Below are 19,756 nucleotides of genomic sequence, written 5' to 3'. Positions count from 1 at the left end.
TTCAACCCCGCTAAGCAGCTCGTCCAGTAGTTCCTTGGAAATCGTCATTGTCGTCATTGTCGTCATGCTCCTTCAATTTGGTAGCATGGGTCAAATTACTCTGACACAGAAAATCGGGCACTCTCGAATGAGGGAGCCTCGGCTTGATTGCTAATATCGCGCCCAAACCCAGTCGCTGTTATTGGAGTTGCGCGGCGGCCAATATTGGTCCCATCTGCACAGATTGAACCAGCACCACAATCGGAGCCGTCCCCGTTACGGCGGCAGTCAACCCCAGCGGTGCATCGCCGTCCCATTCACCAAGGGTCTTCCAATCTTCGGTGACATTGGCATAGGTGATTGTATTGCCTGCATTTTCACCGCGTATGATACGTGCCACACGTTGCGGCGTGTACCGCAGCATCTGCACCGTCACAGGCCCAACATCCTCACGCAGTGCGGCCGCTTCGATCAACAGTTCGTCCCCATCACGCGTCAACGCCAAAGATACTGAGGGCTGTTCTTGCTTATGTTCCGCAATCGCATCCGCAATTTGCATGGGCCGCGCACCGACGATGTCGGTCACACCGTTCACAATCATTTCAGGCGTATAGATAGACCGACGGCTTGCAACCGTTGCATATGCGCGCTGTCGGTCGGCATTACGCGGATGCGCGAATTCGTCTTTCCAACCGATGTAATCCCAATAATCCACGTGTAGCGCCAGCGCGATCACGTCATCGCGCTCTGCCAAGGCATGCAGCAACTCATCCGCCGGGGGACACGATGAACATCCCTGCGAGGTAAACAGTTCCACCACAACTGGATTTTCCTGCGCGGCCACGGGAGCGGCCACTAAGCACAACGCGGCGACGACTTGCGACAAAAGTTTCATTTGCTTCCTTCTTTGGGCATCAATTGCCCCCACCGGGACCATAGAACTCTCTCATTGTAATGACCAATCAAGGTTTCTTGAAAAAGCGAGAGCGGGGTCCAAATTTCGCCCCGCGCAACGGCGCCGAAACCGCGCACGGCCGTGATTAGAGTTGAACTGACCGACCCCATGGGGCATCTAATACTCCAACCAGCCCCAGCTTTAGCCAGAGGAACCACCCCATGCCCATCACCGTTGGTCAAGATACGTCCAAGACCCGCAAGACCCTTAGCGTTGGCGCACAAACAATCGACTATTATTCCATCCCTGCTGCGACCCAGGCCGGGCTCGGCGATTTTGCGAAATTGCCAGCCGTGCTTAACGTCGTGTTGGAAAACATGCTGCGGTTCGAAGATGGTAAAACGGTAACTACCGATGACATCAAGGCATTTGCGGAATGGGGCGCCAAAGGCGGCAAGAACCCACGTGAAATCGCCTACCGCCCCGCGCGCGTGTTGATGCAAGATTTCACCGGCGTGCCAGCGGTTGTTGATTTGGCTGCCATGCGGGATGGGTTGGTTGCGCTGGGGGGAGATCCCGAAAAGATCAATCCGCTCAACCCCGTCGATCTGGTTATTGATCACTCTGTGATGATTGACGCATTCGGCAACCCACGCGCGTTTCAAATGAACGTCGACCGTGAATACGAACGCAATATGGAACGTTATACATTCCTGAAATGGGGGCAAAAAGCCTTTAACAATTTCCGCGTCGTCCCCCCCGGAACTGGAATTTGCCATCAGGTGAACTTGGAATACCTCTCGCAGACCGTCTGGACGGACACCGACCAAAATGGCCGTGAAGTGGCCTACCCTGACACGCTTGTTGGGACGGACAGCCACACAACCATGGTGAACGGCGCGGCCGTTTTGGGGTGGGGCGTTGGCGGCATCGAGGCAGAAGCCGCAATGTTGGGCCAGCCCATTTCCATGCTGATCCCCGAAGTTGTCGGTTTTGAGCTGACAGGCACCATGATGGAAGGCACCACCGGGACCGATTTGGTGCTGAAGGTTGTCGAGATGCTGCGCGCCAAGGGTGTGGTCAGCAAATTCGTGGAATTCTACGGCGAAGGGCTCGACCGTTTGCCGTTGGCGGACCGCGCCACAATCGCAAATATGGCGCCTGAATATGGCGCGACATGTGGGTTTTTCCCGATTGACGATGAAACGCTGCGCTATCTGCGCAACACAGGCCGCGACGAAGACCGCGTGGCCTTGGTAGAGGCCTACGCCAAAGAAAACGGCCTGTGGCGCGATGCGGAGTATAGCCCCATCTACACCGACACGTTACATTTGGACATGGGCACCATTGTACCCGCCATTTCCGGGCCCAAGCGCCCACAAGATTACGTCGCCTTGGACAATGCCAAGACCGCGTTTCACAAAGAAATGGAAGAAACGTTCAAGCGGCCCATGGGCAAACAGGTCGCCGTTGAAGGCGAAGACTTCACGCTCGAAAGTGGCAAGGTCGTGATCGCATCGATCACGTCGTGCACCAACACCTCCAACCCTTACGTGATGATCGGCGCGGGTCTGGTGGCACGCAAGGCGGCGGCGCTGGGGCTTGACCGCAAACCGTGGGTCAAGACATCACTGGCACCGGGTTCGCAAGTTGTCAGTGCCTATCTCGAGGCGGCAAACCTTCAGGAAGACCTTGATAAGATAGGGTTTAACTTGGTTGGTTATGGCTGCACCACTTGCATTGGCAACTCGGGTCCGATCCAAAAAGAGCTGTCCGCGGCTATCGCAGAAGGCGATCTCGTCGCCACGTCCGTCTTGTCGGGCAACCGCAATTTCGAAGGCCGGATCAGCCCGGACGTGCGCGCCAACTACCTTGCATCGCCGCCGTTGGTTGTGGCCTACGCGCTGGCGGGTACGTTAGATATCAACTTGGCCGAAGACGCGATCGGGCAGGATAAAGACGGCAATGATGTGTTCTTGAAAGATATCTGGCCCACCAGCCAAGAGGTCGCCGAATTGGTCGAGGCCACTGTGACCCGCGAGGCGTTCTTGACCAAATACGCGGATGTCTTTGAAGGCGACGACAAATGGCGCGGCGTGGAAACCACTGACAGCAAAACATATGACTGGCCGCCCGCGTCGACGTATGTGCAAAACCCGCCCTATTTCCAAGGGATGAGCAAAGACCCCGGTGTCATCACCAACATCGACGGCGCCAAGGTGCTTGCGGTGCTGGGCGACATGATCACCACCGACCACATCTCGCCTGCGGGGTCGTTCAAAGACACCACACCAGCGGGGAAATACCTTATGGAACATCAGGTTCCGCTGCGCGAATTCAACTCGTACGGGTCGCGCCGTGGGAATCACGAGGTTATGATGCGCGGCACATTCGCCAACATTCGCATCAAAAACGAGATGTTGGATGGGGTCGAAGGCGGCTACACCACCGGGCCAGATGGCACGCAAACCTCGATCTTTGATGCGGCGATGGCCCACCAGGATGCGGGCACACCGCTGGTGATCTTTGGGGGCGAACAATATGGGGCGGGCTCTAGCCGCGATTGGGCGGCCAAGGGCACGGCGCTGTTGGGCGTCAAGGCCGTGATCGCAGAGAGTTTCGAACGTATTCACCGGTCTAATCTGGTTGGTATGGGGGTTATCCCCTTCGAATTTACCGCCGGTGACACGCGCAAATCTCTGGGTTTGACGGGCAAAGAGACGGTGTCTATTGCCGGGCTCGACACCATCAAACCCCTGCAAGAGGTGCCTTGCACGATCACCATGGCGGACGGCGCGGTCAAAGAGATCACGTTGAAATGCCGGATCGATACCGCCATTGAAATCGAATACGTCGAACATGGCGGCGTGTTGCACTACGTGTTGCGCAACCTCGCGCAGGCCGCGTGATGCCCTCTCGCGTGGCGCTAATAACCGGCGGCGCGCGGGGGCTTGGCCGGACCATTGCGCAGGATCTGGCGACAGATGCCCGCGTGGCCATCACGTACCACACCACGGATCCCGGGCCGCTTTTAGCCGAGCGGCCCGAAATTCTGGCGGTTCAGGCGGACCTAACAGATCCCGATGCCGCGCCAGATGTCATCGCGCAAACAATCGCGCGGTTTGGGCGGCTTGACGTATTGGTGAACAATGCCGGATCGGTGGCCTCGACACCGTCTGACACGCGCGACTTTACCGCGCATCGTGCCATGTTGGATGTCAACGTGGTTGGCCCCATGGCGATGTTGGCGGCGGCTCTGCCCCATTTGCAGCCGGGGGCGCGTGTCATCAATATCTCATCAACCAATGCGACGTTACCCGCGATGGGGGCCGCGACCTATTCGGCCAGCAAAGCCGCCCTGAACACTTGGACAAAAGGCATGGCAAAGGAGCTTGGCCCGCGCGGTATTCGCGTGAATGCCGTGGCGCCCGGCGCAATCGAACACCTAGAAAGCCCGCGCCCTGATGACCTAGTTGCCAAGTTCGTCGAGATGACCGCCCTCGGCCGTATTGGCCGGTCCGAAGATATCGCGGCGGCGGTGCGGTTTCTGGCGTCTGATGCGGCGGGGTTTATCACCGGCGAAATTCTCAACGTGAACGGTGGCTACCGCCTATAGCCCCGCCGCCCTTCAGTTTTGCAACGCGCGTTCCAACGCGGGCACAAACCGTTGTTGATAATCGCTGCCCACCAAGGGCCCCGCAAACCGAAACAACACCGTGCCGTCGGCATCCAGAATGAACGTCTCGGGGGGGGCTGTGACACCCCAGTCAATCGCGGTGCGCCCCTGCGGGTCAAACGCAACACCCGAAAACGGATTGCCGTCATCATCAAGGTACCCGAGCGCCGCACCTCCCTGATCTTTGAAGTTAATGCCAATGATCGGCATGCCATTCGCGGCCATCTCTAGCAATCTGGGGTGTTCGGCGCGACACGGTGGGCACCAGCTGGCCCAGAAATTCACCAATGTCACCTTGCCTGTGGCCAGCGTGTCAGGGGTCACGTTGGGGTAGCTGCCCAATGCGTCTGTGGTGATGGGCGGCGCAGATAGGCCGATCATCGTCGAGGGCAGATCATTAGGGTTATCGCGAAACATGCCGATACCGGCCAGCGCCACGAAACCCGCAAAAATCAGCGGCGGTGCGATCATCAGGGGCGAGACTTTAGCCATCGGGTTTTATCCTCTTTTCAACCTGTTGCAACGCAATGCGCGCCCGGCGCCCCCGCCGCAATGTCAGCACCAACAGCACCACCAACAACGCGATAGACACGGCGTAAGCCGACAACACCGCATCCGCGTATTTTCCGAGTTCTGGCATCAATTTCGAACCTCGCGGGCCTGCAACGCGCGGGTCCGGCGCAGGCGAATTTCGGTGCCCGTCCGGTACAACACCAGCGCAAAGAACAGCACAACGAACCCCGCAATGCACACCAACAGCGGTAAGTAAAACACATCCGCCACGTTCTCTTCTTTGTCGAGACTTAACGATGCGCCCTGGTGCAACCCTTGGTTCCAGAAATTCACCGCATACCGAGACAGCACCGCAAACACAGACCCAACAAGACACAAGACAGACGTCAGATCTGCGGCGGTGTCGGGGTCTTCGATGGCTTCCCACAGGGCCATGTAGCCAAGGTAGAATAGGAACAAAATCAGGAATGATGTCAGGCGCGGATCCCACGCCCACCACGTGCCCCACATGGGTTGCCCCCAAATGGCCCCTGTGAACAGCGCGATCACCGTCATCACCACGCCAACCGGTGCTGCGGCTTTTGCCGCCAATGCGCTAACGTGGTGGCGCCGGACGATCCAGATCAGCGATGCGACCAACATCATGAACCACGCGTTGATGGCCATCAGGGCGGCTGGCACATGCAGATAGATGATTTTCACCGTGGACCCTTGGCGGAAATCATCTGGCGTAAAGAAGAACCCCCAGACCAACCCAACGATCAGGCACACGCCAGCCAACCACCACAGCCCCGGCAGTATGCGCTCGCTGAGCCCTAGGAATTTCACGGGGTTGGCGTAGCTCCATATGCTGGAGGGGCGCTTGGGTATGGATGGGTCTTTGGTCATGGACATCCCTTAGATGTACGGTGTCGGGTGCGGCGGCTCAATGTACAAATCGCCGCGCTCACCGCAAGTTCACCCGCAAAGCAGCCGCCGACGCAAATGGCATGACCGCAATCACCCCTGCGGTGATCCCCGCCAGCATCAAGGCGGGCGTTGTGGTGTCCATACCCGCGGCGCCGCGGCGCGCGACCTCTGCGCCAAAGATCAACGTGGGCATATAAAGCGGCAACACCAGCAGCGACATCAGCAGCCCGCCCCGTTTCACGCCAACCGTCAACGCCGCGCCAAACGTACCGACAACCGACAGCGCCGGCGTGCCCAGCAGCAACGACACCAACAGCCACAGGTAACCCCGTTCGGGCAGGTTCAAGAGCACGCCCAACACCGGCGCGGCCAACACCAAAGGCAGCCCCGTGGTGATCCAATGCGCCAGTGATTTAATGCTCAGCGCAGCCTCAAGCGGCAGAGGGGCGGTGGCCAGAAGGTCAAGCGTGCCGTCTTCCCAATCGAGCGCCAGCAGACGGTCGAGCGACAGCAGGCATGCCAGCAGCGCGCCCAACCATAGGATCCCCGGTGCGATTTGCGATAGCAGATCTGACTGCGGGCCAACCCCAAACGGCACCAGCACCGTCACGATCAGGAAAAACGCAAGCCCTAGGCCAAATCCGCCCCCCGCCCGGACGGCCAACATCAAGTCGCGTTTTAGCAGAGCGATCATAAGAACGCCTCGTCACTGGCGCCCACGCGGGTATCAGCCGGCGCGCGAAAGGTTGTGATATCAAGCGCTTGTGCGTCGATCCCCAGATCGATATGGGTGGCCATCAGGGCCGACCCACCTGCCCCCAAATGCGCGTGCACCGCCTGCGCAAACAACGCAACCGCGTCATGATCCAGCGAAACGGTCGGTTCATCCAGCACCCAAATGGGCCGCCCCGTCACCAGCAAACGCGCCAACCCGAGGCGCCGTTTTTGGCCCGCCGACAATGTCCCTGCAAGCCGCGCGGCCAATGGCGTTAGTGCGAAGGCCTGCATCGCGGCGTCGATGCGGCGCTGGCCAAAAACCTCGGCCCAGAAGGTCAGGTTTTCGGTCACGGTCAGCATCGATTTGAGCCCGTCGGAATGGGCCGCATAGGCAATCTGGTCTTCGGCGCCGGTGATGTCACCTGACAGTGGCGGTTGCAGCCCTGCCACCGTGCGCAGCAGTGTCGTTTTGCCCGACCCGTTGGGCCCCCGCAAGATCAACGCCTGCCCCGGTGCAAGGTCAAACGACAGCCCTTGCAGCACCGGCAGCCCGCCACGGGCCACACAAAGATCACGGATCGTCAATGTCATGTCACTAGGGGTAACCGATTGGCGCGGCGACCAAAAGCCCGTTCACACGGGGATCAGGGCCAACGCGATGCGGCGGCCTTCGCTGAGCAGCACATTATAGGTGCGGCACGCCGCCGGAGAGGCCATGACCTCGACGCCCAAACCGGCCTCCTCTAGATTGGTGCGCAATTGGCTTGGCAAGTGGGCGATCTCGGCGCCGGTGCCCATGAACACGACATCAACCTGCCCAGCCAACGCCAATACCGCATCGGCGTCCGAATACCCCGCCCAGCTTTGCACGCCTTGCGGCCCCACGATGACCGGCCCCTGAAACACGGCACCCCCAATACGGAAAAACCCTTGGCCATAGCCGTCGACCGGTTTGGCATCTGTAAACGTGATTTCGTTCAGCCGCATGGGTTTTATCCTAATTCCAGAGGGGTAGCCCAAGGATAGCCGAAGCCGCGATGATGCAATAGGCCACACGACGAAAAAGAACCTCCGCCGTGGGGTCAAAAAGCCGCGCCCCGATGATATTGGCGATCACGTTGGGAATACCCGCCAACAGACCCAGCAGTGCAACCTTCCAGACGAACAGGTCAAGAGCATAAAACACCGCGATCATCACCACGTCAGCGGCAAAAAGATACAAAAGGACGTTCGCACGGATCACCGAAATAGCCTGCTTGCTCGACATATATAGCATGATGACCGGCGGCCCTGGCATCCCCGCGAACCCTGCCATGAACCCGCCAAACCCGCCGGTTGCTATCGTGAGTTTAGGCGTCAAGACGCCCGCATAGCGCCAGCCCGAGACCAGCACCGCCAACAGCACCGCCACGACGAACGACACGATCCACCCGAACACGGTGGCATCCATATGCGACAAAAACCAGATCCCCATGGGCAGCATCACCAGCGCGCCCAACATCAACCGCCCGACATCACGCGGGGTGCCATCACGCCACGCGGCAGGCAGGTTCGGCAGTGGGCCCAACAATTCGGCCATCATCATAAAAGTAACAGCCGCGACAGGCGGCAACACACTGGCGGCGATGGGCATGATAATCATGCCACTGCCGAAGCCCGCAAACCCGCGCACAAACCCCGCCACCACGACGCCGCATGTCAACCAAATCAGACCTGAAAGATCGGTAACGTCAGAGAGTGCTTCAAGCATCAATGTTGGCGTATTGGTTTCCCGAATTCGCATCCGGTTTGGACCAATCACGCTTGACGCCCAAATACAACAATGCCGCCGACGCCACAAAAATAGAGCTATAGGTGCCCACGATCACGCCCCAGATCATTGCAAAAACAAACCCACGGATCACGTCACCGCCCAGTACAAACAGCGCGATCAACGCCAGCAATGTGGTGACCGAGGTCATGAATGTCCGGCTGAGCGTTTCGTTGATAGAGATGTTCAGCACTTCGTTCAGCGGGCGTTTTTTGTATTTGCGCAGGTTTTCACGCACCCGGTCAAACACAACCACTGTATCGTTCAGCGAATAGCCCACAATGGTCAGCAGCGCCGCGATGATCGCCAAATCAAACCGGATCTGCAATTCGGAGAACACACCAATGGTCAGGATCACATCATGCACCAGCGCCAAAACCGCACCCAACGCGAATTGCCATTCAAACCGCAGCCAAATGTAGATCAGAACCGCTCCAATGGCCAAAACCACGGCCAAAGCCGCCGTTTGGATCAATTCGCCCGACACTTTGGGGCCAACAGATTCGACCGACACAAATTGGATATCCGGGCGCACCGTCTGCAACGCTTGTTCAACAGAATTGATCACATCGGTGGTCACGGCTTCTTGGCCATCTTGCGCCTGAATGCGGATCATCGCCACGTTTTGATCGGCTGCAAAGGATGGGTCAAACACCTCGCTGATGGAAATATCCCCCAGTTCAAGCACCGCAATGGCATCGCGGTACACACCGATATCCACCGACAGCGGGCTTTCGGTGCGGATCGTCGTGCCACCCCGGAAATCGATGCCGTAGTTCAGCCCCTGCAAAAGGAACGACCCAAAGGCCACGATCATCATCAAACCGGACACGCCCAACCAGAGCTTCCATCGTTTGAAGAAATCGAAATTGGTGTTCTGTTTGACCAGTCTCAGACGCATATCAAATCTCGATTGTTTTAGGGCGGCGGCGTTCAAACCACATCACCACCAGCAAGCGGGTGACAAAAATCGCCGTGAAGACCGACGTTAGAATACCCAAACCCAAAGTTATCGCAAAGCCACGCACCGGGCCCGACCCCATCGCAAACAAGATCACAGCGGTGATAAAGGTGGTGATGTTGGCGTCCAAAATGGCGCTCAGCGCTTTTTCATAGCCAAGCTCGATGGCGCGTGCAGGGCCTTTTGAGGTTTGCAATTCTTCGCGGATACGTTCGAAAATCAGCACGTTAGCATCGACGGCCATACCCACCGTGAGCACGATCCCCGCGATGCCCGGCAAGGTCAACGTGGCACCGATCAGGCTGAGCAGCCCGAAAATCAGACCAACGTTGATAATCAATGCGATGTTCGCAAAGATCCCGAAAAGGCCATAGCTGAGGAACATAAAGACCAGCACTGCAACAAAGGCCACGATGGTCGCGATTTTGCCCGCATCGATGCTATCTTGCCCCAGCTCGGGCCCAATGGTGCGTTCTTCTAGGAAATCGAGGCCCGCAGGCAACGCGCCCGCGCGCAACAGCACCGCAAGATTGGTTGATTCCTCAACGCTGAACTGGCCGGTGATGATCCCAGACCCGCCGGGAATGTGGCTTTGGATTGTGGGCGCGCTGACCACCTCGTCATCAAGGACAATCGCAAATGGCGAGCCGATGTTTTCGGCGGTGTAGTCGCCAAATTTGCGCGCGCCCGACGTATTGAACCGGAAATTCACCGCCGCCCGACCGTTTTGGTCAAAGGCTGGCTGTGCGTCGACCAGTTCTTCGCCGGTAACAACGGGGGCAGATTCGATAGTGTAATAGATGCCTTGTTCGTCCAGCGATGGGACGATTTTATTGCCCAAACCGGGTGCCGCGTCCGGGTCAGTGCCGCGCGTGATAACGGGGTTGAATGTCAGCTGCGCGGTCGTGCCGATGATCTCTTTCAGCTCAGACGCAGATCCGATGCCCGGCACCTGAATCAAAATACGTTGCGCGCCTTGGCGTTGGATCGTGGGCTCGCGGGTGCCGACCTCGTCAATACGGCGTCGAATGATTTCAAGGCTTTGCTGCACCGTCCGTTCGTCGGTGGCCAGCTTTTCTGCATCGGATAACGCCACGATGATGATATCACCGTCGGCGCGCACATCAATGTCGTTGGCGCCCACACCGGTGAGCGTCTGGACCGGACGCGCCAGACTGCGTACCAGCTCCAACGCCCGCGACATGCCGTCGGGGTCGCTGATGCGCACCCGCACTTCGTCTTCGGCAGACGGCTGCAACCGGATCGTGCCAATGGTCGCGCGTTCGGGTCGCAAAATATCGCGGATCTCAGGCCACGCGGCCTGCATCCGGGCGGCGTATACGTCTTCGACGCGCACCTCGGCCAGCAAATGCGCCCCACCGCGCAGGTCGAGCCCAAGATTGACCAACCCAGAGGGCAACCAACCGGGCCAAAGCCCGCGTTCGGCCTCGTTTTCGGCGGTGGTGGCGCCCAATTCGATGGCTTGAACGGCATCATTGTGCCGTTCAACGTTAGTATAAAAGGCGTTCGGTATCGCCAACATCAAGCCCACAGCACAGGTCAGCCAGATTAGCGTCCGTTTCCACAGATCGATTTGCAGCATATCGTCGCCTTTTCAAAGCGTTACAGGTCGCTCTTAGTTCGCAGGTTCCGTTTTGGAAACCACTGTGGCGATCGTAGATTGAACCACACGAATTTTGACGCCTTCCGCGATTTCAAGCTCGACTTCGTTGTCGTCTTTGACCTTGACCACCTTGCCGATGACGCCGCCCTGCGTGACCACTTGATCACCCCGGCGTAATGCGGACACCATCGCCTGATGGTCTTTCACCTTTTTTTGCTGCGGGCGAATAAGGAGAAAATACATGATCGCAAAGATCAAAATAAGCGGCACAAATTGCGCAATGGCGTCCATCGAAACAGTCCTTCTGGGTAGAAGCGGCCACATGTATTCGGGCCGCAAAGTCTGGCGGAACCTATGGTCTGACATGGGGCTTTGCAAGGGACGCTGTGCAGGTTTCGTGTTTGTCAGGGGCATCCTTTTGTGCAGGCGCGATACGGGGGCTTGGCGGGCGCGGCCAAAGGCGTCATGCTTTGGAACCGCGAGATCACTTTGGAGGGGCCATGCGCCGTCGATGTTTCAGCGCGATCCTGTCTGCGGTGCTCGTGACGGCCCCGGCCGCCGCCGACCCCATGCCTGCCCTAGGGTTGGCCGAACGACAGGCTTGGACAGCGGTGGGCACCATCAACTCTGCGGGGTACCGCACACGCGCCTCTTGCACGGGCACGTTGATCGCGCCTGATCTGGTGGTGACGGCAGCCCATTGCGCCGGTGGCGCGCCGCATTTTGTCGCCGGTTGGGACCAGGGCAGTTTTGCCGCGCATCGCAAAACCGTCAAGGCGACGGTGCACCCAAACTACGACAAGGCCCTTGGAAACAAACGGTTTATCTACGATGTCGCCGTTTTGCAGTTGGACACCCCGATCCCCACCAGAACGGTGCAACCGGTCCGTCTAAGCGGCGCCAAGGGCCTGCACATCGGTGATTTGACGGTGCTGGGCTACCACCGCCAGCGGCCGCATGTGTTGAGCGGCCGCACCGATTGCACGCGCCAAGATGGAGCAGACAGCCGCGCGCTGATCTTAGATTGCGAGGTGATTTCGGGCAATTCGGGCGGGCCTGTGTTGGCAACGGTCGGGCCTGATACCGTGATGGTGGCGGTTGTCACGGCGCGGTTGGGCGGCGCGCAGCCTATGGCTTTGGCCGTGCCTGTCGATGAGTGGTTGATCGCACAATGGGACGCAGCACAGGCGCGGGCCGATACAACCGCCGCGCATTGAAATCTGACGGTTACGCGCGCGTGCAAGATCGGTCATAAGCGGTAAAGGACGACTCAGACCAAGGATTGCCGTCATGCATGACATCCGCGCCATTCGCGAAAACCCCGAAGCTTTTGATGCCGCATTGGCCCGCCGGGGCGATGCCCCTGTTGCTGCCGATTTGCTGGCACTCGACGAGGCACGCCGCGCCAATATCAGCGCCGCCGAAACGGCACAAGCCGACCAAAACAAAGCCTCCAAGCAAGTCGGTGCCGCCAAAGCATCCGGCAATGAGGCCGTGTTCGAACGTTTGCGCGCGCTGGTCGGTCAGAAAAAAGCCGAGATCGCCGCGATGCAGGCCGAGGCCAAAGATCTGGACACCCAGCTGGCTGAAAAACTGGCGTGGATCGCCAACCTGCCCGCAGATGATGTCCCCGATGGCGCCGACGAGGCCGACAACGTCGAGGTCAGCCGTTGGGGGGACGCACCGCAGTTTGACTTTGCCCCCAAGGAACATTTTGACATCACAGGTGTCACCGCATCGATGGATTTTGAGACGGCGGCAAAGACATCCGGGGCACGTTTTGTCATGCTCAAAGGCGCCGTGGCGCGGGTGCACCGAGCGCTGGCGCAGTTCATGATCGACCAACATGTGGATGAAAACGGGCTGACCGAGATCAACTGCCCGGTTTTGGTGCGCGATGAGGCGATGTTTGGCACGGATAAATTGCCCAAATTCGCCGAGGACAGCTATAAAACCACTGACGGCAATTGGCTGATCTCGACCTCCGAGATCACCCTGACCTATTCCATCGCGGGCGACGTTCTAGACGAGGCCGACCTGCCGCGCCGGATGACCGCACATACGTTATGTTTCCGGTCTGAGGCAGGCAGCGCGGGCCGCGACACCGCAGGCATGTTGCGCCAACACCAGTTTGAAAAAGTCGAGATGGTATCGGTCACCCTGCCCGACCAATCAGACACTGAACAAAAGCGCATGTTGCGCTGTGCAGAAGGTATTTTGGAACAGCTCGGCATCGCCTATCGCACGGTGTTGCTGTGCACCGGTGACATGGGGTTTGGCGCGCGCCGTACCTACGACATCGAAGCATGGTTGCCCGGCCAAGACGCGTTCCGCGAGATTTCGTCAGTATCGACAACGGGCGCGTTTCAGGCCCGCCGGATGAATGCTCGCTATAAACCCGCAGCCGGTGGCAAGCCGCAGTTTGTGCACACATTGAACGGGTCTGGTTTGGCCGTGGGCCGGTGTCTGATCGCGGTGCTCGAAAACGGTCAGCGCGCAGATGGGTCGGTTGTGTTGCCCGATGTGTTGGCCCCCTATTTGGGCGGCAAAACGACATTAACGGCGGACGGCACACTGGTGTGATCCGCAGCCCTCACCCCGGCAGGTCCCGTGGGTGCAATCAGAAAGGGCGGGCCTGAACGCCCGCCCCATGGTTATCGCGATGCGCGCACGTTGCCATGCCAGATCTCGCCGCTGATGGGCCCTGCATTCAACGCGTCGGCCACAGCGCTGGCGCGGCCGCCTTCATAGGTCTGGGCCAAAACCAGCCCCAACAAGATGCCGACGGCCAAAATTTGCAACGCCCATATCAACCCGTGTGGGTGGGATGGCTGCGCGTTCATGGATGTTTCACAGATCATCAGAATTTCCTTTCAGGCTGGTCTGTTCAATGGTGACACATGTGGTCTACCAGACGGCGTGAAATTCCAAAAACGAATATATGTCATTTAATACATCACGAAAAATGATGCTTACTATGATACGAGCTTTCGCACCATGTCCCAGTATTGAGTTTGCACATCCACCAACGACAATCGCCCCTCGGGACGAAACCAAGTGTTCACCCCCGTCAGCATCGCAATAATCGCGAGGGTCGTTATTTTTGTATCGACAATGTCAAAGGCACCCTGCGCAACACCATCGCGCAAGATCGCCTCTAGGCGGTCTTCGTATCGCCGCCGCAGGGTTTCGATTCGTGCAAAATTATCGGGGGTCAGGTTCCGAAGTTCCATATAGGCAATAAACACCGCATCCGGGCGGTCGTGGTGAAATGCGATGTGAAACGTCACAAAATGCTGCAAGCGGGCATCTGCTGCGGCCTGCGGGTTGTCCTCGAACGCCCGTAAAAGCGTGTCCATATGGCTTTGCATCAGATCAAAAAGCAGCGTTTGTTTGTCGCGCGTATAATTATACAACGCGCCGACCTGCACGCCGACCTCTTGTGCAATCGCCCGCATTGAAACCGCCGCAAACCCTTGATCAGAAAAGAGTTTCAACGCAGCTGCGCGCACCCGTGGGCCTGTGATTTGCGAATGTGATCCTGCGGTGCGTGCCATATCCATATAATTAACTGAACGGGCGTTCAAAACAATGCAATCTTGCGTAGGTCTTGGCCATGGGGCACAACAGCCCCACAAACCGGAGCCTATTTATGCGTCTTGTTGCTGCCATAACACTGTCCCTGTCCCTGACGGCCTGCGTGCAATTCCCCGAAATTGACGCCGCGACCGATGCGGCGGTTTTGGACACTGACTACCCCGATTTGGTCCCCCTTGCGCCCATCCGTGCAGATCAAGCCGCCAGTGCCCCGACCTTGGAGGAGGACCGCACCCAGCTTGCGGCACGTGCGCGTGCGTTGCAATCGCGGGCCGCACGGTTGCGGGCGACGGCGATAAATGGCGCTGACGGCGCCGGCGGTGCGGGCGAGGCAGAGTAGCGCGTTGCACGTGACCGGCGAACGGGCTAAACGGCGGGAAATCAACGGATGAACCCTAAGGAGTCCTGCTTATGTCTGCGCCGCTGCGTCTTGGAATTGCTGGTTTGGGGACTGTCGGTATTGGTGTGCTGCGCATCATCAGAAAGCACGGTGCGTTGCTAAAAGAACGGACCGGCCGCGAGATCATCATCACGGCGGTATCGGCGCGCAGCAAGTCCAAGGACCGGGGCATATCGCTGGACCAATATGCATGGGAAGACAACCCCGTTGCGTTGGCAACACGTGATGACGTGGACATTTTCGTGGAACTGATCGGCGGCGACACCGGCCCTGCCAAGGACGCCGTCGAGGCGGCCCTAGCCGCAGGCAAGGACGTGGTCACAGCCAACAAGGCACTGCTGGCCATCCACGGTCAGGCGCTGGCCGAAACAGCCGAACGCGACGGCCGCGCATTGCGGTATGAGGCCGCCGTGGCGGGTGGCATCCCCGTGGTAAAGGCGCTGGCCGAAGGGCTTGCCGGCAACGAGATCACCCGCGTGATGGGGGTGATGAACGGATCGTGCAACTACATCCTGACACGCATGGAATCGGCAGGCCTGAGCTACGAAGAGGTCTTTGCCGAGGCCGACGGTCTGGGCTACCTCGAAGCGGACCCGCAGCTGGATGTGGGCGGCATCGATGCGGCGCATAAACTGGCGCTGCTGTCGTCGCTGTCTTTTGGAACGGTCGTCGATTTTGACGGCATCACCTTGGAAGGCATTGAACGCGTTAGCATTGATGACATCAACGCCGCCGCCGATATGGGCTACAAGATCAAACTGTTGGGCGTCGCGCAATTGACCGGGCGCGGTCTGGAACAGCGCATGCAGCCGTGTTTGGTACCCGACAGCTCGCCGTTGGGGCAACTGGACGGTGGCACCAATATGGTTGTGCTCGAAGGCGATGCCGTGGGCCAGATTGTGCTGCGCGGCCCCGGTGCGGGCGAAGGCCCCACAGCCAGCGCCGTGATGGCCGACATCAGCGACATCGCTAAAGGCCTGCGCGCGCCGGTGTTTGGCAAACCCGCCACCACGTTGACCCGCGTCCCGTCGGCCCACGCCCAACTACCCGCGCCCTACTACCTGCGCATGACCTTGGACGACAAACCCGGCGCTTTGGCTAAAATCGCCAGCGTCTTGGGCGAAAGCGGCGTGTCGATTGACCGCATGCGCCAATACGGCCACGATGACACCCAAGCGCCAGTGTTGATTGTCACCCATAAAACCACGCCCGATGCCTTGAACACGGCGTTAACGGCGATGCAAAACACCAATGTTTTGTCGGGCACACCCGTCGCCTTGCGGATCGAAACCGTCTAGCCAGCGGCCCCGTTGAAGGGGCCGCGCCACGGCGTTACATCTACATTCATATTTTATCGCATAAAGGAAATATTTCATGTCAGGCCACGCAGAATTTCAAGATCGCATGCTGTCTTTGGGCCTTGCCCGTGTGTCAGAAGCCGCCGCACTTGCGTCTGCGCGTCTGGTTGGGCATGGCGATGAAAAGGCCGCAGATCAGGCCGCTGTAAATGCAATGCGCGAGCAGCTGAACATGCTCGATATTGCGGGAGTTGTGGTCATCGGTGAAGGCGAACGTGACGAAGCCCCCATGCTGTTTATCGGCGAAGAGGTCGGCACCGGGAACGGCCCCGGCGTGGATATCGCGCTGGACCCGCTTGAAGGCACGACCCTCACCGCCAAAGACATGCCCAACGCGCTGACCGTGATCGCCATGGGCCCGCGTGGATCCATGTTGCATGCGCCCGACGTCTACATGGACAAGCTGGCCATTGGGCCGGGCTATGCAACGGATGTCGTGACGCTTGATATGACACCGGGCGAACGTGTTGCGGCGCTGGCGGCGGCCAAAGGTTGCGCGCCTGCCGATATTACCGTGTGTATCCTCGAACGCCCGCGCCACGAGACGATGATCGCAGAGGTCCGCGAAACCGGTGCCTCGATCCGGTTGATCACCGATGGCGATGTGGCCGGTGTGATGCATTGCGCCGAACCCATGACCGGCATCGACATGTACATGGGCGCAGGCGGCGCCCCCGAAGGCGTGCTGGCGGCGGCTGCGCTGAAATGCATGGGCGGGCAAATGTACGGCCGGTTGCTGTTTCGAAACGACGACGAAAAAGGCCGCGCGACCAAGGCCGGCATCACCGATTTCAACAAAATATACACCCGCGACGAAATGGTCACCCAAGACGTGATCTTTGCCGCGACCGGTGTAACCGATGGCAACATCCTGCCCGCCGTGCGGCGCGAACCCGGCTGGATGACCACCGAAACCCTGATCATGCGGTCAAAAACAGGCTCTGTGCGGCGCATCAACTACCGCACGCCCGTCAGCGCATCATAACAACGCATGACCACGTCAGCAGACATAACGTGAGCTTTCTCGGCGTCGAAAACAGCCTGACAGGGCGGCGTTGGGTTGGCCCACCTTTGGATATTGCGCGCGCCACCGAGGCGTTGGTGCAGCAGACGGATCTGCCTGAACCGGTTGCGCAAATCTTGGCCCGGCGCAATGTGTCGGCCCAAGACGCGGATCTGTTTCTTGCGCCATCCCTGCGTGCCTTGTTGCCAGATCCACATGCGATGAAAGACGTAGAACCTGCCGCCGCGCGCATTCTGGCAGCGTTACAGCGGCGCGAAAATATCGCGATCTTCGCGGATTACGATGTGGATGGCGGGGCGTCCGCGGCGCTGCTGCTGGTGTGGTTGCGCGATATGGGGCACCGCGCCACGCTGTATATTCCCGACCGTATTGACGAAGGCTACGGCCCCAATGATGCCGCCATGGCCGATCTGGCGCAGGCGCATGATCTGATCATTTGCGTGGATTGTGGCACCCTGTCTCATGGTCCGATTGACGCCGCCAAGGGCGCCGATGTGATTGTGCTAGATCACCATCTGGGCGCCGAAACGCTGCCTAATGCCTTGGCTGTGGTGAACCCAAACCGGCAGGACGAAACGGGGGATCTCTCGCATCTTTGTGCTGCCGGTGTTGTTTTCATCGTGCTGGTGGAAATGGGCCGCCAACTGCGCGCGCGTGACACGCAGGGGCCTGACCTGATGGGGCTGCTGGATCTGGTCGCCCTTGCGACTGTGGCGGATGTGGCGCCGTTGGTCGGCGTGAACCGTGCCTTTGTCCGTCAAGGGTTGCGGGTGATGGCGCGGCGCGAACGTGTGGGGCTGTCTGCGCTGGCGGATGTGGCGCGCATGGATACCGCCCCCACGGCCTATCACCTTGGGTATCTGTTGGGGCCACGGGTCAACGCGGGCGGACGGATCGGAGCGGCCAATCTGGGAGCGCGGCTGCTGGCGACAGATGACCCGCATGAGGCCGCCGCCTTGGCCGAACGATTAGATGGCCTGAACACCGAACGCCGTGAGATCGAAGCCCAAGTGCGGGCGGCCGCCCTGGATCAGGCCGATGCGCGCGGGCTCGACAGTGCGCTGGTGTGGGCCGCCGGAGATGGCTGGCACCCCGGTGTTGTGGGGATTGTTGCGTCGCGCCTAAAAGAAGCGTCAGGCCGACCCAGTATCGTGATCGGCTTGGAAAACGGCATTGGCAAAGGGTCGGGGCGGTCGATTTCTGGGATCGACCTTGGCCAACCTATTCAACGGTTGGCGCGCGAAGGATTGCTGTTGAAAGGTGGCGGCCACAAGATGGCTGCGGGCCTGACCGTGCGTGAGGAAGACCTAGAACCGGCGATGGCGCGTCTGACCGAACTGTTGGAGAAACAAGGTGCCCATCAGGCCGGTGCTGCGGACCTAAAACTCGATGGTGTGCTGATGCCCGCCGCCGCCACCGTTGAATTGACCGAACGGATCGAACAGGCGGGCCCCTTTGGTGCCGGTGCCCCTGCCCCACGGTTCGCGTTTGCGGATATGGCGATCCGGTTTGCCAAACGTGTCGGTGAAACCCACCTCAAGGTCAGCTTTGGCGCCCCCGGCGAACCCACGATGGACGCCATTTGTTTTGGTGCATTTGACGGCCCGATTGGCCCTGCCCTAGACGCCCACGCAGGCGCGCATTTTCACCTGGCAGGACGGTTGGATATCAACACATGGCGTGGTCGGCAGACCGTTCAATTGCGCCTCGAAGATGCCGCCCCTGTCGCCAAGCCCTAGGTGTGAATTTTCTTCGCTCAAAGCGCAATTTTTCTCTTGCGCCCTGCGCGTGGATTGCCTAATTAGCCCACACAAACAGTGGCCCGTTCGTCTATCGGTTAGGACGCCAGGTTTTCAACCTGGAAAGAGGGGTTCAATTCCCCTACGGGCTGCCACTTTCACCAGATAATTTCATTTATGTGGGCTTTTTGGTTGGCTTAGTTGGTTCGTTTCACGATTTTACCACTGCATATATCCCATAGGTTTATGGGTGAGAGTAGCGTCGTCTGCACATGTCTGGTGGCCCCAAGAGGCCCCGCGCAGTCCCCTCTCAAACCCCAGAAATTCCGCGCGCGTCTATGCATCACACATCTCTGAATGTCAGGTTTCTGTTCTGTTTTTCACGCAACATACGGCGTACTAGAGTGGCCTTCGTGACCTGAGTCCCAAGTCTCCTCCAGCTTTGCGCGGAGTCCTTAGGGTTAAATCTTTGGCGTTAAGCTGCCATTTTGTCCATCGCCTTTCTCTGCAAGAATTCCGCCGGCGTCAGGTTGCCCAATGCGGAATGAGGTCTG

21 protein-coding genes and 1 tRNA gene are annotated in these 19,756 nt (G+C 59.0%); 9 read left to right on the top strand and 13 right to left on the bottom strand.

The annotated features are described in order from the left end of the window. Positions 1 to 178: 178 nt before the first annotated feature. Complete coding sequence (locus tag ABJH13_RS10295; RefSeq protein ID WP_348406126.1) at positions 179 to 874, bottom strand: DUF1223 domain-containing protein; 696 nt, start codon at positions 872 to 874, stop codon at positions 179 to 181. A 221-nt stretch (positions 875 to 1,095) separates the two neighbouring features. Here ABJH13_RS10295 and acnA point away from each other — a divergent pair, with 221 nt between their 5' ends. Both acnA and ABJH13_RS10285 read left to right on the top strand, forming a co-directional pair. Continuing rightward, complete coding sequence (gene acnA, locus ABJH13_RS10290; protein WP_348406125.1) at positions 1,096 to 3,783, top strand: aconitate hydratase AcnA; 2,688 nt, start codon at positions 1,096 to 1,098, stop codon at positions 3,781 to 3,783. Then, a complete protein-coding gene (locus tag ABJH13_RS10285) occupies positions 3,783 to 4,490 on the top strand; it encodes an SDR family oxidoreductase (RefSeq protein WP_348406124.1) in 708 nt (235 codons plus the stop codon). Before acnA ends, ABJH13_RS10285 begins: the two co-directional genes overlap by 1 nt. A gap of 12 nt (positions 4,491 to 4,502) precedes the next feature. On the opposite strand, the gene ABJH13_RS10280 is transcribed toward ABJH13_RS10285, so the two are convergent. From ABJH13_RS10280 to yajC, 10 genes are read right to left on the bottom strand one after another with little or no spacing between them, the layout of a single operon-like run. After that, the gene (locus tag ABJH13_RS10280; RefSeq protein ID WP_348406123.1) at positions 4,503 to 5,042 is read right to left on the bottom strand and encodes a DsbE family thiol:disulfide interchange protein; all 540 of its coding nucleotides are present in this window, start codon (positions 5,040 to 5,042) and stop codon (positions 4,503 to 4,505) included. After that, the gene (gene ccmD / locus ABJH13_RS10275; RefSeq protein ID WP_348406122.1) at positions 5,035 to 5,190 is read right to left on the bottom strand and encodes a heme exporter protein CcmD; all 156 of its coding nucleotides are present in this window, start codon (positions 5,188 to 5,190) and stop codon (positions 5,035 to 5,037) included. Before ccmD ends, ABJH13_RS10280 begins: the two co-directional genes overlap by 8 nt. Continuing rightward, entirely contained in the window at positions 5,190 to 5,957 is a 768-nt protein-coding gene (locus ABJH13_RS10270; RefSeq protein ID WP_348406121.1) for a heme ABC transporter permease, read from the bottom strand. Before ABJH13_RS10270 ends, ccmD begins: the two co-directional genes overlap by 1 nt. 52 nt (positions 5,958 to 6,009) lie before the next feature. Continuing rightward, positions 6,010 to 6,666, bottom strand: coding sequence for a heme exporter protein CcmB (ccmB, locus tag ABJH13_RS10265; protein WP_348406120.1), 657 nt, complete (start codon positions 6,664 to 6,666; stop codon positions 6,010 to 6,012). Beyond that, positions 6,663 to 7,280, bottom strand: coding sequence for a heme ABC exporter ATP-binding protein CcmA (gene ccmA / locus ABJH13_RS10260; protein WP_348406119.1), 618 nt, complete (start codon positions 7,278 to 7,280; stop codon positions 6,663 to 6,665). Before ccmA ends, ccmB begins: the two co-directional genes overlap by 4 nt. A 42-nt stretch (positions 7,281 to 7,322) precedes the next feature. After that, a complete protein-coding gene (locus ABJH13_RS10255) occupies positions 7,323 to 7,676 on the bottom strand; it encodes an Mth938-like domain-containing protein (RefSeq protein ID WP_348406118.1) in 354 nt (117 codons plus the stop codon). 10 nt (positions 7,677 to 7,686) lie between these two features. Then, complete coding sequence (locus ABJH13_RS10250) at positions 7,687 to 8,439, bottom strand: sulfite exporter TauE/SafE family protein (RefSeq protein ID WP_348406117.1); 753 nt, start codon at positions 8,437 to 8,439, stop codon at positions 7,687 to 7,689. Next, entirely contained in the window at positions 8,432 to 9,400 is a 969-nt protein-coding gene (secF, locus tag ABJH13_RS10245; RefSeq protein ID WP_348406116.1) for a protein translocase subunit SecF, read from the bottom strand. The genes ABJH13_RS10250 and secF overlap by 8 nt, the downstream gene beginning before the upstream one ends. Position 9,401: 1 nt before the next feature. Then, the gene (secD, locus tag ABJH13_RS10240; RefSeq protein ID WP_348406115.1) at positions 9,402 to 11,063 is read right to left on the bottom strand and encodes a protein translocase subunit SecD; all 1,662 of its coding nucleotides are present in this window, start codon (positions 11,061 to 11,063) and stop codon (positions 9,402 to 9,404) included. Between the two features lie 33 nt (positions 11,064 to 11,096). Next, positions 11,097 to 11,375 (bottom strand): preprotein translocase subunit YajC, encoded by a 279-nt coding sequence (gene yajC, locus ABJH13_RS10235; protein ID WP_348406114.1) that lies wholly within the window; start codon positions 11,373 to 11,375, stop codon positions 11,097 to 11,099. Positions 11,376 to 11,584: 209 nt separating this feature from the next. Here yajC and ABJH13_RS10230 point away from each other — a divergent pair, with 209 nt between their 5' ends. After that, positions 11,585 to 12,301: a trypsin-like serine protease gene (locus ABJH13_RS10230; RefSeq protein WP_348406113.1), complete on the top strand. Its 717-nt coding sequence runs from the start codon at positions 11,585 to 11,587 to the stop codon at positions 12,299 to 12,301. A gap of 73 nt (positions 12,302 to 12,374) precedes the next feature. Next, complete coding sequence (serS, locus tag ABJH13_RS10225; RefSeq protein ID WP_348406112.1) at positions 12,375 to 13,667, top strand: serine--tRNA ligase; 1,293 nt, start codon at positions 12,375 to 12,377, stop codon at positions 13,665 to 13,667. A 71-nt stretch (positions 13,668 to 13,738) separates the two neighbouring features. Here serS and ABJH13_RS10220 read toward each other — a convergent pair whose 3' ends face one another. Beyond that, positions 13,739 to 13,945 (bottom strand): hypothetical protein, encoded by a 207-nt coding sequence (locus tag ABJH13_RS10220; protein ID WP_348406111.1) that lies wholly within the window; start codon positions 13,943 to 13,945, stop codon positions 13,739 to 13,741. Positions 13,946 to 14,059: 114 nt separating this feature from the next. Then, positions 14,060 to 14,641: a TetR/AcrR family transcriptional regulator gene (locus ABJH13_RS10215; RefSeq protein WP_348406110.1), complete on the bottom strand. Its 582-nt coding sequence runs from the start codon at positions 14,639 to 14,641 to the stop codon at positions 14,060 to 14,062. A gap of 95 nt (positions 14,642 to 14,736) precedes the next feature. Here ABJH13_RS10215 and ABJH13_RS10210 point away from each other — a divergent pair, with 95 nt between their 5' ends. The 5 genes from ABJH13_RS10210 to ABJH13_RS10190 all read left to right on the top strand — a co-directional run bounded on the left by ABJH13_RS10210 (position 14,737) and on the right by ABJH13_RS10190 (position 19,357). Further along, positions 14,737 to 15,021, top strand: coding sequence for a hypothetical protein (locus tag ABJH13_RS10210; protein ID WP_348406109.1), 285 nt, complete (start codon positions 14,737 to 14,739; stop codon positions 15,019 to 15,021). Positions 15,022 to 15,092: 71 nt separating this feature from the next. Further along, a complete protein-coding gene (locus tag ABJH13_RS10205) occupies positions 15,093 to 16,379 on the top strand; it encodes a homoserine dehydrogenase (RefSeq protein WP_348406108.1) in 1,287 nt (428 codons plus the stop codon). Between the two features lie 76 nt (positions 16,380 to 16,455). Further along, entirely contained in the window at positions 16,456 to 17,424 is a 969-nt protein-coding gene (gene glpX / locus ABJH13_RS10200; protein WP_348406107.1) for a class II fructose-bisphosphatase, read from the top strand. A 29-nt stretch (positions 17,425 to 17,453) separates the two neighbouring features. After that, a complete protein-coding gene (gene recJ / locus ABJH13_RS10195) occupies positions 17,454 to 19,202 on the top strand; it encodes a single-stranded-DNA-specific exonuclease RecJ (RefSeq protein ID WP_348406106.1) in 1,749 nt (582 codons plus the stop codon). A gap of 80 nt (positions 19,203 to 19,282) precedes the next feature. Further along, positions 19,283 to 19,357 (top strand) — tRNA-Glu (locus ABJH13_RS10190). Positions 19,358 to 19,756: the final 399 nt, after the last annotated feature.

This window comes from Roseobacter sp. (assembly GCF_039970775.1).
Lineage (GTDB): Bacteria > Pseudomonadota > Alphaproteobacteria > Rhodobacterales > Rhodobacteraceae > Roseobacter.
Note: the sequence above shows the minus strand (reverse complement) of the source record. Positions and strands in the feature narration are given on the sequence as shown.

Excerpts from the sequence above, each read along its gene's own strand:
- secF (WP_348406116.1), bottom strand. The coding sequence starts at position 9,400 with ATGCGTCTGAGACTGGTCAAACAGAACACCAATTTCGATTTCTTCAAA.
- ABJH13_RS10205 (WP_348406108.1), top strand. The coding sequence starts at position 15,093 with ATGTCTGCGCCGCTGCGTCTTGGAATTGCTGGTTTGGGGACTGTCGGT.
- ccmD (WP_348406122.1), bottom strand. The coding sequence starts at position 5,190 with ATGCCAGAACTCGGAAAATACGCGGATGCGGTGTTGTCGGCTTACGCC.
- ABJH13_RS10295 (WP_348406126.1), bottom strand. The coding sequence starts at position 874 with ATGAAACTTTTGTCGCAAGTCGTCGCCGCGTTGTGCTTAGTGGCCGCT.
- acnA (WP_348406125.1), top strand. The coding sequence starts at position 1,096 with ATGCCCATCACCGTTGGTCAAGATACGTCCAAGACCCGCAAGACCCTT.
- ABJH13_RS10215 (WP_348406110.1), bottom strand. The coding sequence starts at position 14,641 with ATGGCACGCACCGCAGGATCACATTCGCAAATCACAGGCCCACGGGTG.
- ABJH13_RS10280 (WP_348406123.1), bottom strand. The coding sequence starts at position 5,042 with ATGGCTAAAGTCTCGCCCCTGATGATCGCACCGCCGCTGATTTTTGCG.
- ABJH13_RS10270 (WP_348406121.1), bottom strand. The coding sequence starts at position 5,957 with ATGTCCATGACCAAAGACCCATCCATACCCAAGCGCCCCTCCAGCATA.
- ABJH13_RS10220 (WP_348406111.1), bottom strand. The coding sequence starts at position 13,945 with ATGATCTGTGAAACATCCATGAACGCGCAGCCATCCCACCCACACGGG.
- ABJH13_RS10230 (WP_348406113.1), top strand. The coding sequence starts at position 11,585 with ATGCGCCGTCGATGTTTCAGCGCGATCCTGTCTGCGGTGCTCGTGACG.
- ccmA (WP_348406119.1), bottom strand. The coding sequence starts at position 7,280 with ATGACATTGACGATCCGTGATCTTTGTGTGGCCCGTGGCGGGCTGCCG.
- ABJH13_RS10255 (WP_348406118.1), bottom strand. The coding sequence starts at position 7,676 with ATGCGGCTGAACGAAATCACGTTTACAGATGCCAAACCGGTCGACGGC.
- secD (WP_348406115.1), bottom strand. The coding sequence starts at position 11,063 with ATGCTGCAAATCGATCTGTGGAAACGGACGCTAATCTGGCTGACCTGT.
- ABJH13_RS10210 (WP_348406109.1), top strand. The coding sequence starts at position 14,737 with ATGCGTCTTGTTGCTGCCATAACACTGTCCCTGTCCCTGACGGCCTGC.
- ABJH13_RS10250 (WP_348406117.1), bottom strand. The coding sequence starts at position 8,439 with ATGCTTGAAGCACTCTCTGACGTTACCGATCTTTCAGGTCTGATTTGG.
- glpX (WP_348406107.1), top strand. The coding sequence starts at position 16,456 with ATGTCAGGCCACGCAGAATTTCAAGATCGCATGCTGTCTTTGGGCCTT.
- serS (WP_348406112.1), top strand. The coding sequence starts at position 12,375 with ATGCATGACATCCGCGCCATTCGCGAAAACCCCGAAGCTTTTGATGCC.
- ABJH13_RS10285 (WP_348406124.1), top strand. The coding sequence starts at position 3,783 with ATGCCCTCTCGCGTGGCGCTAATAACCGGCGGCGCGCGGGGGCTTGGC.
- ccmB (WP_348406120.1), bottom strand. The coding sequence starts at position 6,666 with ATGATCGCTCTGCTAAAACGCGACTTGATGTTGGCCGTCCGGGCGGGG.
- yajC (WP_348406114.1), bottom strand. The coding sequence starts at position 11,375 with ATGGACGCCATTGCGCAATTTGTGCCGCTTATTTTGATCTTTGCGATC.